Source organism: Ornithinimicrobium cerasi (assembly GCF_003702705.1).
Taxonomy (GTDB): Bacteria; Actinomycetota; Actinomycetes; order Actinomycetales; family Dermatophilaceae; genus Ornithinicoccus; species Ornithinicoccus cerasi.
Window position 1 is genome coordinate 1 of sequence record NZ_QZMN01000002.1, and the last position, 15,520, is coordinate 15,520.

Annotated in this window: 10 protein-coding genes; 7 read left to right on the forward strand and 3 right to left on the reverse strand. The window is 72.8% G+C overall.

Annotated elements, in window-relative coordinates; all coding sequences use genetic code 11:
• Window positions 1-65: 65 nt before the first annotated feature.
• Entirely contained in the window at window positions 66-3,464 is a 3,399-nt protein-coding gene (ileS, locus tag D4B81_RS01915; protein WP_122260857.1) for an isoleucine--tRNA ligase, read from the reverse strand.
• Window positions 3,465-3,869: 405 nt separating this feature from the next.
• Window positions 3,870-4,814 carry a type IV toxin-antitoxin system AbiEi family antitoxin domain-containing protein gene (locus tag D4B81_RS01920; RefSeq protein ID WP_122260858.1) on the reverse strand — a complete coding sequence of 315 codons (945 nt, stop codon included), beginning with the start codon at window positions 4,812-4,814 and terminating at the stop codon, window positions 3,870-3,872.
• A 65-nt stretch (window positions 4,815-4,879) separates the two neighbouring features.
• On the opposite strand from D4B81_RS01920, the gene D4B81_RS01925 reads away from it, so the two are divergent.
• Window positions 4,880-6,250: an FAD-binding oxidoreductase gene (locus D4B81_RS01925; RefSeq protein WP_122260859.1), complete on the forward strand. Its 1,371-nt coding sequence runs from the start codon at window positions 4,880-4,882 to the stop codon at window positions 6,248-6,250.
• A 216-nt stretch (window positions 6,251-6,466) separates the two neighbouring features.
• Here D4B81_RS01925 and D4B81_RS01930 read toward each other — a convergent pair whose 3' ends face one another.
• Window positions 6,467-8,407: an alanine/glycine:cation symporter family protein gene (locus tag D4B81_RS01930; protein ID WP_122261104.1), complete on the reverse strand. Its 1,941-nt coding sequence runs from the start codon at window positions 8,405-8,407 to the stop codon at window positions 6,467-6,469.
• A gap of 119 nt (window positions 8,408-8,526) precedes the next feature.
• Here D4B81_RS01930 and valS point away from each other — a divergent pair, with 119 nt between their 5' ends.
• From valS to D4B81_RS01960, 6 genes are all read left to right on the forward strand, one after another.
• Window positions 8,527-11,235 (forward strand): valine--tRNA ligase, encoded by a 2,709-nt coding sequence (gene valS / locus D4B81_RS01935; protein WP_122260860.1) that lies wholly within the window; start codon window positions 8,527-8,529, stop codon window positions 11,233-11,235.
• Window positions 11,236-11,301: 66 nt separating this feature from the next.
• A complete protein-coding gene (locus D4B81_RS01940) occupies window positions 11,302-12,108 on the forward strand; it encodes a DUF4129 domain-containing protein (RefSeq protein WP_122260861.1) in 807 nt (268 codons plus the stop codon).
• On the forward strand, window positions 12,105-12,614 hold the full coding sequence (locus D4B81_RS01945) for a hypothetical protein (protein ID WP_122260862.1): 510 nt from the start codon (window positions 12,105-12,107) through the stop codon (window positions 12,612-12,614). Before D4B81_RS01940 ends, D4B81_RS01945 begins: the two co-directional genes overlap by 4 nt.
• The gene (locus D4B81_RS01950) at window positions 12,611-13,624 is read left to right on the forward strand and encodes an AAA family ATPase (protein ID WP_122260863.1); all 1,014 of its coding nucleotides are present in this window, start codon (window positions 12,611-12,613) and stop codon (window positions 13,622-13,624) included. Before D4B81_RS01945 ends, D4B81_RS01950 begins: the two co-directional genes overlap by 4 nt.
• Window positions 13,611-14,975 (forward strand): DUF58 domain-containing protein, encoded by a 1,365-nt coding sequence (locus tag D4B81_RS01955; protein ID WP_122260864.1) that lies wholly within the window; start codon window positions 13,611-13,613, stop codon window positions 14,973-14,975. The genes D4B81_RS01950 and D4B81_RS01955 overlap by 14 nt, the downstream gene beginning before the upstream one ends.
• Window positions 14,972-15,514, forward strand: coding sequence for a hypothetical protein (locus tag D4B81_RS01960; RefSeq protein WP_122260865.1), 543 nt, complete (start codon window positions 14,972-14,974; stop codon window positions 15,512-15,514). Before D4B81_RS01955 ends, D4B81_RS01960 begins: the two co-directional genes overlap by 4 nt.
• Window positions 15,515-15,520 lie beyond the last annotated feature (6 nt).

A 15,520-nucleotide genomic window follows, 5' to 3' on the forward strand; every position in this document is an offset into this window, starting at 1 on the left:
CTCCAACGCCTCCTCACCAACCCCACCCAGGAGGCCATGGCCGCGACGGGTTGACACAGGGCTTCTCATCGGATCTCCACCTTGCTGATCAGGAGGTCGACCGTCCGGCCCGCACCGAGGTCGGCCGTGGTCGTGTATGCCGTGGGGCGGGGCTGGGTGCTCCCGTCGGGATCGGTGCCTCCGCCGAGTCCGTGGTGCCTGGGCCGCGGCAGCGGGGTGCCGGAACCGGCCGCCCCGAACTGCACCGCGAGGGTCTCGTCCATGACGAGCTTCTGGTGCGCCTCCGAGGCGCGCCACACGTCGTCGTCGCCGACGACGGTGAGGCTGATCCGGTCGGTGACCTCGAGGCCGGCCTCCTTGCGGGCACCCTGGACCGCGCGGATGAGGTCGCGGGCCAGGCCCTCGCGGGCCAGGTCCTCGGTGACCTCGGTGTCCAGCACGACGAAGCCGCCGCCGTGGCGGCGCAGCATGGCCGTGACCTGAGACCCGCCGGCCGCGTCCGAGACGACGGTCTCCAGCGCGTACTCCCCCTCGGCCAGCTCCAGGCCGCCGGCGGTGACGGTCCCGTCCTCGGCCACCGACCAGTCGCCGGACTTCGACCCCCTGATCGCGGACTGCACGTCCCGGCCGAGCCGCGGTCCGGCGGCGCGGGCGTTGACGGTGAGTCGCTGCTCCACGCCGAAGTCCGCGGCCGAGGCGTCCTGCAGGTCCAGCACCACCACCTCCCGCACGTTGACCTCGTCCCGCACGATGTCCGCCAGGCCCGGGTGCGCGGCCAGGCCGTCCGCGTGCGCGGTGACCACCGTCAGCCGCGACAGCGGCAGGCGGACCCGCAGCTGCTCGGCCTTGCGCACCCCCAGCGTCACCGAGCACACCTCGCGGACGGTGTCCATCGCCTCCACCAGCTCGTGGTCGGCGGGCAGGTCCTCGGCGGCCGGCCAGTCGGTGAGGTGCACCGACTCGCCCCCGGTGAGACCACGCCATACCTCCTCGGTGAGCAGCGGAAGGAGCGGCGCGGCGACGCGGCAGGTCACCTCGAGCACCGTGAAGAGCGTGTCGAAGGCAGCCTCGTCCTCCTTCCAGAAGCGGTCGCGCGAGCGCCGGACGTACCAGTTGGTCAGCACGTCGACGAACTCGCGGATGGTGTCGCAGGCGGTCGCGATCTCGTTGCGGTCGAAGGCGCCCTGCGCGGTCTCGACGAACTCGCGGGTCTTGGCCAGGATGTAGCGGTCGAGCTCGTGGGTCGAGTCGGTCGACCAGCGCGCCTGGTAGCCGGCGACGTTGGCGTAGAGGCCGAAGAAGTACCACGCGTTCCACAGCGGGATCATCGTCTGGCGCACACCGTCGCGGATGCCCTGCTCGGTCACGACGAGGTTGCCGCCGCGCAGGATCGGGCTCGACATGAGGAACCACCGCATCGCGTCGGCGCCGTCACGGCTGAAGACCTCGCGCACGTCGGGGTAGTTCTTCAACGACTTCGACATCTTCTGCCCGTCGTTGCCCAGGACGATCCCGTGGCTGATGCAGGTCGAGAAGGCCGGCCGGTCGAACAGTGCGGTCGCCAGGACGTGCAGCGTGTAGAACCAGCCGCGCGTCTGGCCGATGTACTCGACGATGAAGTCGGCCGGGAAGTGGTGCTCGAACCAGTCGGCGTTCTGGAAGGGGTAGTGAACCTGGGCGTAGCTCATCGACCCGGAGTCGAACCACACGTCCAGCACGTCCTCGACGCGGCGCATGGTGCTGCGGCCCGTCGGGTCGTCCGGGTTGGGCCGGGTCAGCTCGTCGACGAACGGCCGGTGCAGGTCGACCTGGCCGTCCCGGTCGCGCGGGAGGGTGCCGAAGTCGCGCTCGATCTGCGCGAGCGAGCCGTAGACGTCGATGCGCGGGTACTGCGGGTCGTCCGACCGCCAGACCGGGATCGGGCTGCCCCAGAAGCGGTTGCGCGAGATCGACCAGTCGCGGGCATTCTCCAGCCACTTGCCGAACTGGCCGTGCTTGACGTGCTCGGGGACCCAGGTGATCTCCTCGTTGGCACGCAGCATGTCGTCCTTGATCCGCGTCACCTCGACGAACCAGGACGAGACGGCCTTGTAGATCAGCGGCTCCCGGCAGCGCCAGCAGTGCGGGTAGGAGTGCGCGTAGGTCTCCCGGCGCAGCAGCACCGTCCCCTCGGTCACCGCGCCGGTCTCGCGGCGCTCGTCGTCAGGGCCGCCCCGCTGGTTGCGGGTCGCCGCCCTGAGGTGGTCGATGATGGGGGCGTTGGCGTCGAAGACGAGCATCCCGCCGTACTCGACGACCGGGTGCAGGAAGGCGCCGTCCGAGCCGACCGGCATGACCGGCTCGATCCCCTCGCGGTCGGTGACCACCTTGTCGTCCTCACCGAAGGCGCCGGCGGTGTGCACCAGGCCGGTGCCGTCGGTGGTGGTGACGAACTCCGCCACGACGAGCCGGTGGGCGCGCGCCCAGCCCTGGTAGTAGCTGAACGGTGGCACGTAGGAGCGCCCGGCGAGCTCGGCCCCGGAGTACGTCCCCAGGACCTCGGGCGACTCCCCCAGCTCGGCGGTGTAGGCCGTCAGCCGCTCCTTGGCGAGGAGGTATCGCTCCCCCGCGCCGGCGGACCCGTCGGCCGCCTTCCCGGCACCGGGGAGGGGGGCCCTCACCACGACGTACTCGATGTCCTCGCCGACCATGACGGCGAGGTTGGCGGGCAGCGTCCAGGGCGTGGTGGTCCAGACGAGCACGAGCGCCCCGTCCAGCACCTCGTCGGGCCGCTCGCCGGGCAGCAGGCGCACGCCCACGGTGACCGCCGGGTCCTGACGGACCTGGTAGACCTCGTCGTCCATCCGCAGCTCGTGGTTGGACAGGGGGGTCTGGTCGTTCCAGCAGTAGGGGAGGACGCGGTAGCCCTCGTAGACCAGGCCCTTGTCGTACAGGCTCTTGAACGCCCACAGCACCGACTCCATGTAGTCGACGTTGAGCGTCTTGTAGTCGTTGCCGAAGTCCACCCAGCGGGCCTGGCGGGTGACGTAGTCCTCCCACTCCTGGGTGTAGCGCAGCACCGAGTCGCGGCACTTGTCGTTGAAGGCCTCGATCCCCAGCTCGAGGATCTCGTCCTTGGTCTTGATGCCCAGCTGGCTCATCGCCTCGAGCTCGGCGGGCAGGCCGTGGGTGTCCCAGCCGAAGCGGCGCTCCACCCGCCGGCCGCGCATCGTCTGGTAGCGCGGCACGACGTCCTTGACGTAGCCGGTGAGCAGGTGGCCGTAGTGCGGCAGCCCGTTGGCGAACGGCGGCCCGTCGTAGAAGACGTACTCGTTGGCGCCGTTCTCCCCCGCGGGCCGCTGCTCGACGCTGCGGACGAAGGTGTCGTGCACGCGCCAGTGGGCCAGCACCGCCTCCTCGATCGCCGGGAAGCGCGGCGAGCTGGTCAGCGCGGCGCCGGACGTGCTGCTGAGCGGGTAGGCCATGGGGGGCGGCTCCTCGGGTGGTGGTGCGGTGTGCGGTACTCGTGCCCGAGGACGACACCGCACTGGCCCGGAGGCCGGTGGGTACCGCGGTACCACCTCGCTTGCGCCACGTCATACCCCTCGGGAAGACGTCGCACCACTCGCTTCACCGGCTGTGACGGGCCGACCCGTGCGGTTCTAGCAGGCGCACCCGCCGGGTCGCGGGGGCCGTTCTTCCGCAGGCTCGCCGCTGATCACGGCTCGGACGCCTGTGCCCGACATCCTAGCGGCTGGCGTCACCGGCCCCGCCGGCCAGGACCTGCGTCCACCCGTCAGGACGGGTTCAAACGCCAGAACATGCTATGACCGGCCCGCTATAGCCGGTGGGTCACCACCCTTTCCGGCCGGTCGTCGCCGACTCCAGGCTCACCCCGCGCGGGTGCGGGCCCGTGCCAGGGCCGCCTGGATCCGGGCGTGGACGACCTCGGGACGGGCCAGGTCGGCCCAGGTGAGGCGCACGACCTCGTAGCCCAGGCTGCGCAGGCGGTCCTCGCGCCGCTTCTCCGCCGTCAGGTCCGCCGGCGACGCGTACTTCAGCATCCCGTCGAACTCGACGACCACCCGTGGCCCGACCAGGAAGTCGACCCGCGCGACGAAGCGCCCCTGCCCGTCGACGATGCTCACCTGCGGCCGCACGTCGCGATATCCGAGCCGGTGCAGGACCCAGGCGGTGCGCGACTCCCCCGCGCTCTCGTGCCGGCCGTCGGCACGCCCGATGACGATCGAGGCCGCGGTCCTGCCGCGCCCGAGCCATCGCCACCCGCCCAGCGCCTCCAGGTCCTCGCGACGGCACAGCCCCAGGCGCAGCGCCGAGTCGGCTCCCACGACCCCCGGCTCCACGCCGAACTGGGCCGCGACCTGGACGCAGGCCACGGCCGGCATCACGGTCGGCAGGCCGAAGGCGTCCGTGACCCGGCCCTCCCCGACGCACGCATGCTGCACCAGCCCGCCGCGGCGACGGGTCTGCGTGCCGCCCACGGTCACCAGGTGCACGAGGTCGTCCACGCCGTGGATGGACAGGCCCATCACGGCCATCGCGCTGTGGTGGCTGAGGGCGACGGGCGGGCCGCCCTGCCGGTCCATCATGACGCCCCGGGCCCGGATGAGGTGCCGTTCCCACGGAGGTGCGGCACGCCATACCGTGCCGTCGACGAGCACGTTGCGCCTCAGCCTCACCAGGTCGCCCGCACCGACCCACCGCCGCAGCACCTCGGCGCTCACGCCGAGGTGGCGGAGCTGGGTCGAGGTGACCAGGCTGTCCTGCGCCGCCAGCAGCGGCACGACGGCCTCGGTCCAGGGATCGGCGCTCACCGCCCCAGGATGACCGGTGCCGACGAGGGCACGACGAGTTGTCCACAGCCTCGTAGGCTCGTCCCGTGGCCACGCACACCGACCGCCTCCGCGAGCTCCTCGGCGACCGCGTGGTCACCGACCCCGCCGTCGCCGCGGGGTTCGCCGTGGACGCCTGGCCCCAGGCCGTGGCGCCGGACACCGACGGCTTCACGGTGGTCCGCGCCCGCTCGCGCGAGGACGTCGTCACCACCCTCCGGTATGCCGCCGCGCACCGGGTCCCGGTCGTCCCCCAGGGGGCGCGCACCTCGACGACGGGGGCCGCCGGCGCGCTGGCCGGCGGCATCGTGCTGTCCACCGCGGCGATGCGGTCCCTGGTCGTCGACCCCGTCGAGCGCACCGCGGTGGTGGGGCCGGGGGTGATCAACGCCGACCTGAAGGCGGTGGCGGCCGAGCACGACCTCCTCTACCCGCCGGACCCCGCGAGCTCGGACTCCTGCACGATCGGGGGCAACGTGGCGACGAACGCGGGCGGGCTGTGCTGCGTGAAGTACGGCGTCACGGCCGACTACGTCCGCGGCCTGGAGGTCGTGCTCCCCGGGGGTGAGGTGGTGCGGACCGGGCGCCGCACGGCCAAGGGCGTCGCGGGCTATGACCTGACGGGGCTCGTCGTCGGGTCCGAGGGCACGCTCGGCGTCGTCACCGAGGCCGTGCTGCGGCTGGTGCCCCTGGGCGACCCGGCGCTCACGGTGCTGGCCGTCTTCCCGACCCTGGCCGCCACGATGGCGGGCGTGGGCGCACTCCGGGAGCTGCGGCATACCCCGAGCCTGCTGGAGATGCTCGACGGGCCGAGCGTGGACGCGGTCCAGGCCTACGGCGACTACGGCTTCCCCTCCGGCAGCGGCGGGGTGCTCCTGGTGCAGTCGGACCGGCCCGGCTCCGCCGGCGCGGACGTGCAGGAGTATGCCGCCGCGCTCACCGCCGCCGGGGCCTCCGACGTGGCCGTCGCCGAGGACCGGCTCGAGTCCGACCTCCTGCTCGAGGGCAGACGCGTCCTCAACCCGGCGTTGCAGGCGAGGGGTCCGAGGTTCATCGAGGACGTGTGCGTGCCGGTGGGGCGGCTGGGCGAGCTTGTCGAGCAGGTCCACGGGATCGCGGCGCGTCGCGGGCTGGAGGCGACCTGCGGCGGTCACGCCGGCGACGGCAACCTGCACCCGTGCTTCTTCTACGACGAGAGCGACCCGGCCAGCCTGGCCGCGGCGACGGCCGCGTTCGACGACCTGGTGCGGGCGGCCTGGGCCCTCGGCGGCACCCTCACCGGCGAGCACGGGGTGGGCCAGCAGAAGGTGCGCTGGCTCGCCGAGGAGCTCGGGCCGGACGAGGTGGTGCGGCAGCGGGCTCTCAAGGCCCTCTTCGACCCGCTCGGGATCATGAACCCTGGGCGCGGCATCGCCTGAGGCACGGGGCGGCGTGCCGGAGGCGGGGCACATCGGGGCCGCGTCTCGCCGTTCGCGCCGATCTGAGCCGATGTGCCCGTCCGGCGAGACGTCGGCGGGCTCTGGGGGACCCGGGGCCAGGGGCACCGCGGGGCGGACGGCCCGGGACAGGCACCGACCTCCAGCGCTGAGTGAGCGCTGGAGGTCGGTGGTCAGAGGGTGGCGACTCCCACCCGGTCAGGTGCGGGGGTCGTCCTCGCGCGGGCCGTCCGGCTCCCCGTCGGCCTCGTGCCTGCCGTGGGGGCGGCGGTGCGGCAGGTCCTCCGGCACGGTGGTGCCGCCGCGGCCGAAGCCGTCGTCGTCGGGGTCCAGCGCCTCCTCGTGGCGACCGTGGCGACGCAGGTGCGGCGGCGGCACCGGGGTCGTCGTCCCGCCGCGGCCGAAGCCGTCGTCGTCGAGGTCGCGCTCGTGCGTCCAGCCGCCACCCTCCTCCTTGACCATCGTGCCGGTCCGCTCGCGCAGGTCCTCCGCACCCACGCCCGCGGCGACCCGGTTGCGACCCGAGGCGTCGACGATCTGGTTCTCGCCGGCGAGCTCGGAGATCGGGACCGTCTTCTCGGAGTCCGGCAGCCCGAGCTGCGCGAGCTTGCCGCTGGCGCGGTCGGCGAGGAACTCGTTCATCTCCCGCTTGATCGTCGGCAGCAGCAGGTAGACGCCGAGCAGGTTGACGAAGGCGCAGACGAAGAGGAAGTTGTCCGCGAAAGCCAGGACCTGGCCGAAGGTGAGCAGCGTCCCGGCCACGGTGAAGAACAGGAAGACGAAGCGGTAGATGGTCGTCGAGGTCCTGGTGTCGCCGAAGAGGTGGTTCCAGGCGCGCTGGCCGTAGTAGGACCAGGTGATGAGCGTGGAGATCGCGAAGAGCGCGACCGCGACGGCCAGCACGATCGGGAACCAGCTGATGTGCTCGCCGAAGGCGCTCGAGGTGACCTCGACGCCGGAGAGCCCGTAGTCGGGGTCGTAGCGGTCCCCGTCCTCGAAGGTGAACGCGCGGGCGTCGTTGTAGAAGGTGGTGTCCGCGATGACGATGGTCAGCGCCGTCATCGTGCAGATGATGACGGTGTCGATGAACGGCTCGAAGAGAGCCACGAAACCCTCGGACACCGGCCGGCGCGTCTTGACCACCGAGTGCGCGATCGGGGCCGAGCCGAGACCGGCCTCGTTGGAGAACGCCGCGCGGGTCAGGCCGACGACGAGCGCGCCGACGATGCCGCCGGTGACGCCCTCGGCGGTGAAGGCACCGGAGATGATCTCGCCGATGGCGGGGAAGACGTGCTCCAGGTTGCCCAGGATGACGACGATGCAGGCCAGGATGTAGATGCCGCCCATGACCGGCACCAGGGTCGAGGTCACCCGGCCGATCGACTTCATCCCGCCGATGATGACGGCGCCGATGATGCCGGCGAGGACGAGGCCGAAGACGAGAGAGCCGCTGACCGTGGAGATCCAGCCGGAGCCGTCGGGGTCGATGACCGTCACGGTCTGGGCGTAGGTCTGGTTGGCCTGGAACATGTTGCCGCCGCCGACGCCGAAGAAGAGGATCGCGACGGCGAAGAGGCCGGTGAGGAAGACGGAGAGGAACTTCGGGAACCTCGCGAAGGCCACCGGGAGGTAGGTGAAGGGTCCGCCGGCGACGGTGCCGTCCTCGTGGATCTTGCGGTACTTCACGCCCAGCGTGCACTCGGCGAACTTCGTCGCCATCCCGAGCAGGCCGGCGAGGATCATCCAGAACGTGGCACCCGGGCCGCCCAGGGTGACGGCGGCGCCGACCCCGGCGATGTTGCCCAGGCCCACGGTGCCGGAGACCGCGGAGGTCAGCGCCTGGTAGTGCGGGATCTCACCGGGGTCGTCGGCCGAGGAGTAACGGCCCCGGATCGTCTCGAAGGCCACCTTGAGGCCGCGGAACTGGATGAAGCCGAGGTAGATCGTGATGATGATCGCCGCGGCGACCAGCCACATCACCACGAACGGCATCTGCGGGATGCCGGGGAGGGTGAAGAAGATGACCTCCCCCGACCAGTACGTGATGCTGGTGAAGGCGCTGTCGACCCTCGTCTCGATGTCGGTGACCCACTGCGGGTCCTCGACAGGGGACATGGGCACCGCTCTGTATCCGGTCATCCCCATACGGTGGGTGCGGGCAGACGTGAGGTCAATCACATCCCGGCATCGTTTACCAAACGGTGACCTCCGTAGACGCTCCGCGGGAGCACCGCGCACGGTCTGGGAGAATCCCCGGTATGACGTTCAGCGCACGCCCTCTCGACCCCCCGCGCCCGGCCACCCTGCCCGAGCGCCCGTCCGTCGACGGCCTGGAGGACAAGTGGGTCCGGGTGTGGAGGGAGAACGACGTCTACGCCTTCGACCGCGAGGCGGCGCTGCAGGCGGACCGCAGCCAGATCTTCGCGGTGGACACCCCGCCGCCGACCGCCTCGGGCAGCCTGCACCTCGGTCACGTCTTCGGCTACACCCAGGCCGACTGCCTGGCCCGCTACCACCGGATGACCGGCAAGCACGTCTTCTACCCGATCGGCTGGGACGACAACGGGCTGCCGACCGAGCGCCGCGTCCAGAACTACTACGGCGTGCGCGGTGACGCCTCCCTGCCCTACGACCCCGGCTTCACCCCGCCGCAGCAGGGGGGCGAGGGCCGCAGCACGCGGGCCGCCGACCAGGTCCCCGTGGGGCGCGCCAACTTCATCGAGCTCTGCGAGGAGCTCACGGTGATGGACGAGAAGGCGTTCGAGGACACCTTCCGCCGGCTCGGCCTCGCGCTGGACTGGAACGTCCAGTACCGCACGATCGACGACCGCTCGCGGGCCGTCGCCCAGCAGGCGTTCCTGCGCAACCTGGCGCGCGGGGAGGCCTACCAGGCCGAGGCGCCCGGCCTGTGGGACATCACCTTCCAGACCGCGGTGGCGCAGGCCGAGCTCGAGGCGCGCGACTACCCCGGCGCCTACCACCGGGTCGCCTACCACCGGGCCGACGGCGGGCCGGTCCACATCGAGACGACACGCCCCGAGCTGATCGGCTCGGTCGTGGCCCTGATCGCCCACCCCGAGGACGAGCGCTACCAGCACCTCTTCGGCTCGACGGTGACCTCGCCCCTGTTCGGCGTCGAGGTGCCCGTGCTGGCGCACCCGCTCGCGGAGATGGACAAGGGGGCGGGGATCGCGATGTGCTGCACCTTCGGCGACATGACCGACGTCCAGTGGTGGCGCGAGCTCGACCTGCCCACCCGTTCCGTCATCACCCGCGCCGGCCGCCTGCAGGCCGAGACACCCGAGTGGATCACCGGCGGCCCCGGCGAGGCGCTGTACGCCGAGCAGCTCGCCGGGCGCACCACGCACGCGGCGCGCGAGGCGGTGGTGGCCGCCCTCCGCGCCTCCGGGGATCTCGACGGCGAGCCGCAGACGACCCAGCGCAAGGCCAACTTCTACGAGAAGGGCGACAAGCCGCTGGAGATCGTCACCAGCCGCCAGTGGTTCATCCGCAACGGCGGCAAGGACGAGGCCGTCCGCAACGACCTCCTCGCGCGCGGCGACGAGCTCGCCTTCCACCCCGGCTTCATGCGCGCCCGCTACCGCAACTGGGTGGAGGGCCTCAACGGCGACTGGCTGGTCAGCCGGCAGCGCTTCTTCGGGGTCCAGATCCCGGTCTGGTATGCCGTGGGCGCGGACGGGGAGGTCGACCACGACACCGTCCTGGTGCCGGCCGAGTCACGGCTGCCCGTCGACCCGATGTCCGACGTGCCGGAGGGGTACACCGAGGACCAGCGCGACCAGCCGGGGGGCTTTACCGGCGACCCGGACATCATGGACACCTGGGCCACGTCCTCGCTCAGCCCCCAGATCGCGGCGGGGTGGCCGGTGGCCGGGGCCCCCGACGGTGAGCTGGGCAACGACAGCGCGCTGTTCGCCAAGGTCTTCCCCTTCGACATGCGGCCCCAGGGTCATGACATCATCCGGACCTGGCTCTTCGCCTCCGTCGTCCGGGCCCACTACGAGCACGGCACGCTGCCCTGGAGCGACGCCTCCATCAACGGCTGGATCCTCGACCCCGACCGCAAGAAGATGAGCAAGTCCAAGGGCAACGCCACCACGCCCGTCGACATGCTCCGGCAGCACGGCACCGACGCGGTCCGGTACTGGTCCGCCGCCGCGCGCCCGGGCGTGGACACCATCGACGACCCCAACCAGGTCAAGGTGGGGCGGCGCCTCGCGATCAAGCTGCTCAACGCCAGCAACTTCGCGCTGGGCTTCGGCGAGCTGCCCGACGGCGTCGAGCCGACCTCCCTGGTGACCGAGCAGGTCGACCGCTCGATGCTCGCCGGGCTGGCGCGCGTGGTCGACCGGGCGACCGCGGCCTACGAGTCGTGGGACTACTCCACCGCTCTCGACGCGACCGAGTCATTCTTCTGGACCTTCTGCGACGACTACCTCGAGCTCGTGAAGGAGCGGGCCTACGGCGGTGCCTTCTCCGACGCAGGGCCCACGACCGATCCCTCGCCGCAGACCCTGTCGGCGCGGGCGGCCCTGCGCCTGGCCCTGTCGGTCCAGCTGCGCCTGTTCGCCCCGGTCCTCTCGTTCGCGACCGAGGAGGTGTGGTCGTGGTGGCACGAGGAGGGCTCGTCCGTGCACGTCCAGCCCTGGCCGACGGCCGACGAGCTCGCCACCGCGACCGAGCGTGGTGACGCCGCCCTGCTGGGCACCGTGGGCCAGGCGCTCACCGGCCTGCGCAAGGCGAAGTCGGAGGCCAAGGTCAAGATGCGTACCGGGATCTCGGCCGCGACGATCAGCGCCCCCGCCGCGCAGCTGGACCAGGTCCGTGCTGCCCTTGGTGACCTGCGCGCCGCCGGCAAGGTGACGGGTCGGATCACCTTCGAGGACGGCGCGCAGGAGCTGGTCGTCCGCGACGTGGAACTGGTGCTCGACCAGCCGCAGCCCTGACCCGGCACCCGGGCACCACGCCGCGGGCGCTTCGTCACGGCGCGGCGTCGACATAGGGTGACGCACATGCGCCGGGGCACGAGGTCGACAGTGGCCGTCGCGCTGCTGGCTGTGCTCGCCGTCCTGGTCGTCCTGGTGTGGGGGTCGAGCAGCGGAGCGCCGCTGGTGACCGAGCCGCAGGGGACGTGGGGCCCGCCGCGGGCCGAGACCGGCGAGCCCCTGCTGCCGACTCTCGAGCCGGGAGCCGAACCGGAGACCGGGCCGGAGCGCGCCACCGCCTCGACGGAGTGGCTGGTCGACCTGCTGACCGCCCTGTTCCTCATGGCCGTCCTCACCGCCGTGCTGCTCCTGCTGCGCTGGCTGGCCCGTCAGCGCCTCGAGGAGAGGGACCGCCGGGTCACGGCCGAGGAGGACGAGCTCGTGGCGCTGCTCGAGGCGACGAGCGACGAGGTCCGCTGGCAGGCGCTCGCCGAGGGCGACCCGCGCAACGGCGTCGTCGCCTGCTGGGTGGCCCTCGAGGAGGCCGTGCAGCGAGCCGGGCTCCGGGCGAGCGCCAGCGAGACCGCCGCCGAGCTCACCTCCCGCGTCCTGTCCCGCTGGGAGGTCGATCCCCGCGCCATCGCCGACCTCTCCGACGCCTACCGGGAGGCCCGCTTCTCCCGGCACCCCGTCACCGAGGAGCAGCGCGAGGCCGCCGTCGACGCGCTCGACCGCATCCACGCCGACCTGCGCCGCCGGGTCCAGGAGGAGGAGGAGGCCAGGGCCGCCGAGGGGCGGGCGCGCGAGGCCGAGCGGGTCGCACGCGAGGACGCCGACGAGCAGACGGGGCAGGACGCGCGTGCGCGGCGGACCCCCCGCGGGCGTCGCCGGTGATCCCGCGCGAACTCCGCGGCACCCTCCTGCCGCTGGGCGGGGGTGTCCTGCTGCTCGGCGCCCTGCTGTTCTTCGTCGGCTCGCTGCAGCACTCGCTCGCCGAGGCGGCGGCGGTCGTCGTCCTGGCCGCGCTCGTGCTCCCGCTCCTGGTCCTGGCGATCACCCGCACCGGCCGGTATGCCGAACGCGCCTGGTGGGCCTCGACGCCCCGCCAGGAGTCGGTCGCCCCCAGCGCCATGGACTACCGGCTGCTCAGCATCCGCCGCGACCTGCGCGACGCCCTCGAGCGCGGCGACCGCCCCGACCCGGTCCACCCCCTGCTGCGCGAGCTGGCTGCCGAGCGCCTGCGGTCGCACCACGGCGTGGACCTCGACACCCAGCCCGACGCCGCCCGCGCCCTCGTGGACCCCCACCTGTGGCGCTACCTGACCACCCCGCCCACGGACACGCGCAAGCGCAGCCGGACCGCGCTGCATACCGCCATCGAAGGGATCGAGAAGCTGTGACCCAGACCCCCGGCACCACCCTCGACGTCACCCAGGTCGCCGGCCGCGCCGGTGCGGTGCTCGACCGCGTGGAGCAGGCGGTGGTCGGCAAGCGGGAGGCGCTGACGCTCGTGCTGACCGCGGTCCTCTCCCGCGGGCACGTGCTCCTCGAGGACTTCCCCGGGCTGGGCAAGACGCTCGCGGCCCGGTCCTTCGCCCAGACCCTCGGTCTCGACTTCACCCGTGCGCAGTTCACCCCCGACCTGCTTCCCAGCGACCTGACCGGGTCCTTCGTCTTCGACCAGAAGGTCAGCGAGTTCGCCTTCCGGCCCGGCCCCCTCTTCACCGGCCTGCTGCTGGCCGACGAGATCAACCGCACGCCCCCCAAGACCCAGTCGGCGCTGCTGGAGGCGATGCAGGAGCACCAGGTGACGGTCGAGGGTCAGACGTTCGCGCTCCCCCAGCCCTTCCACGTCCTCGCGACCGCCAACCCCGTCGAGTACGAGGGCACCTACCCGCTGCCCGAGGCGCAGCTGGACCGCTTCCTCATGCGGGTCTCCTTCGGCTACCCGACGGCGCAGGAGGAGTGGGACGTGCTGCGGCGGCGCATCGCCCGCCAGCAGGAGGACCAGCACCTGGACGCGGTGACGGACGCGACCGGCCTGGCCGCCATGCAGGACGCCGTCGAGACGGTCCCGGTCGAGGACGACATCTCCCGCTACTGCGTCGAGCTGGCGGCCGCGACGCGCCGGCACCGGGCGGTGCTCGTCGGGGCCTCCCCGCGCGGCTCGCTCGCGCTCATGCTCACCAGCCGTGCGTATGCCGTGGTGCACGGTCGCGACTACGTCACCCCCGAGGACGTCAAGGCGGTCGCGCACGCGGTCCTGGACCACCGGATCTCGATCAAGCCCGAGCTGTGGATGTCCGACACCGGGGGCGCTGCGGTGGTCGACGCCGTCCTGGCCCAGGTGCCGGTGCCCGGGTCGCGCACGGGCGCGTCCACGGTCGCCCAGGACGATGGCACGAGGTGACGCGTGGCGGCCGGCGCCCGCCCTCGTCCGCGTCGTGACCGTCGTCCTCGTGACCGCCCCCGTCGCGCTGCTGTGGCGCCGGCCCGACCTGCTCGTCCTCGTCTCCCCGCTCGCGATGGTGATGGCCTGGAGCCTGGCGACGCGGCCCGACCGGTTGCCCGCCCGGCGCTTCGCGCTCTCGCACGCCCAGGTCCGCGAGGGTGAGCAGGCGCTGGCCGTGGCGGACGTCGAGCCGGTGGAGCACGCCGACGTGCTGGCGGCCGCGCTCTCCCCCGCCCCGTTCGTCGAGGGCGTGCCCCTGGAGCGGCGCACCGTGGTCGAGGATGCCGACGGGATCGAGATCCAGCCGACCAGCGTGGTGGTGGACGCCCGGGGCCGGCTGGACGACGGTCTGCGACGGCTGGTCGTCGGTGTCCGGGTCACCCGGTGGGGGGTGCGTCGCGTCGGCCCGGTCCAGGTCGGGGCCGTCAGCCCCTGGGGCTCCTTCCGGTGGGGGCCGACAGCCATCGAGCCACTCGGGCTGCGCGCCATCCCCGAACCGGTCGCCTTCGACTCCTCGGCACCGGCACCGCACCCGCGGGGTCTGGTCGGGATGCACCGCTCGGCGCGACCCGGCCAGGGCAGCGAGTTCGCCACGCTGCGCCCGTTCCAGGTCGGTGACCGGCTCCGGCACATCCACTGGCCGCGGTCGACCCGCCGCAAAGGTGAGCTGTTCGTCACCTCCAGCTACGCCGACGAGGACACCCACGTCGCCGTGCTGCTCGACGCCCACTACGACCTCGGCCGCTCCGGCGGTGTCGGGGGCCGCGCCAGCTCGCTCGACCGCTCGGTGCGGGCCGCGGCGGCGGTCGCCGAGCACTTCCTGCACCAGGGCGACCGGGTCAGCCTGCGCGTGCTCTCCGGACGGACCCCGCTCACGGTGCCCGTCGGCACCGGCCGACGGCACGGGGTCCGCGTCCTCGACACCCTCAGCCGGGTCGTGCCGGCGGCGGCCGAGCGGACGGATCCCGCGCGGGTCCACCTCGGGGTCTCGGCCGGCACGCTGGTGGTGATGATCTCGGCCCTCGTCTCCCCCGACGCCCTCACGCAGGCGGCGATGCTGGCCCGGCGCGGGCTGCCCGTCGTCGTCATCGACGCCCTCGTCGAACCCTCCCGGGGCGAGGTCGTGGAGAGCGCGGAGAAGGACCCGCTGGCCCGCACCGCGTGGCGCATCCGGATGCTGGAGCGCGACCGGGAGGTGCGGGCCATCCGCGCGGAGGGGGTCGCCGTCGTGCCCTGGCTGGGGGCGGGCAGCCTGGACGTGGTGCTCCGCGAGCTCGGTCGGCGCGGACGGGTCGGGCGGCCGGCATGAGGGAGCTCCTGGACCTGTGGGCCGACCTCCGCTCGGCGAGCCGTACGCACCTGCTGGTCCGCGGTGTGGCTCTGGGTGGCTCGCTCCTCTTCGCCCTCTCCTACGCGCTCGCCGGCGGCGGCAACCTGATCGCGTGGCTGGGGCTGGTGGTCCTCGGGCTGCTCGTCGTGGTGCAGCCGCACACGCTGGCGCCCGGTCTCTTCCTCGGGTATGCCGTGGCCTCCTGGTGGGCGACCGTCCCGTCGACCTGGCACTGGGCGCTGCTGCCCGCGGCCCTCGGGCTCCTCGTGCTGCACACCGCCGCAGCCCTGTGCGCGTCGGTGCCCGCGCAGGCGCCGATCCCGCGGACCGTCCTGCGGCGCTGGCTCGACCGCGTCGCGGTGGTGGCCGCGGGAACCGTCGTGGTCTGGGGCCTCTCCGGCCTGCTCACGCTGCGCCGGGCCGCCGGCCTGGGCGCCGTCCCGGGCATCGTCGGTCTGCTGGTGCTGGCCGTCGCCCTCGTGATCCTCCTGCGCCGGCGGGGCCCGTCAGCCGCCTGAGAGCCT

What these genes read in the sequence shown, in the direction of transcription:
- D4B81_RS01940 (WP_122260861.1), top strand. Translation starts at nt 11,302, where the DNA reads ATGCGCCGGGGCACGAGGTCGACAGTGGCCGTCGCGCTGCTGGCTGTG.
- D4B81_RS01960 (WP_122260865.1), top strand. Translation starts at nt 14,972, where the DNA reads ATGAGGGAGCTCCTGGACCTGTGGGCCGACCTCCGCTCGGCGAGCCGT.
- D4B81_RS01930 (WP_122261104.1), bottom strand. Translation starts at nt 8,407, where the DNA reads ATGACCGGATACAGAGCGGTGCCCATGTCCCCTGTCGAGGACCCGCAG.
- valS (WP_122260860.1), top strand. Translation starts at nt 8,527, where the DNA reads ATGACGTTCAGCGCACGCCCTCTCGACCCCCCGCGCCCGGCCACCCTG.
- ileS (WP_122260857.1), bottom strand. Translation starts at nt 3,464, where the DNA reads ATGGCCTACCCGCTCAGCAGCACGTCCGGCGCCGCGCTGACCAGCTCG.
- D4B81_RS01955 (WP_122260864.1), top strand. Translation starts at nt 13,611, where the DNA reads ATGGCACGAGGTGACGCGTGGCGGCCGGCGCCCGCCCTCGTCCGCGTC.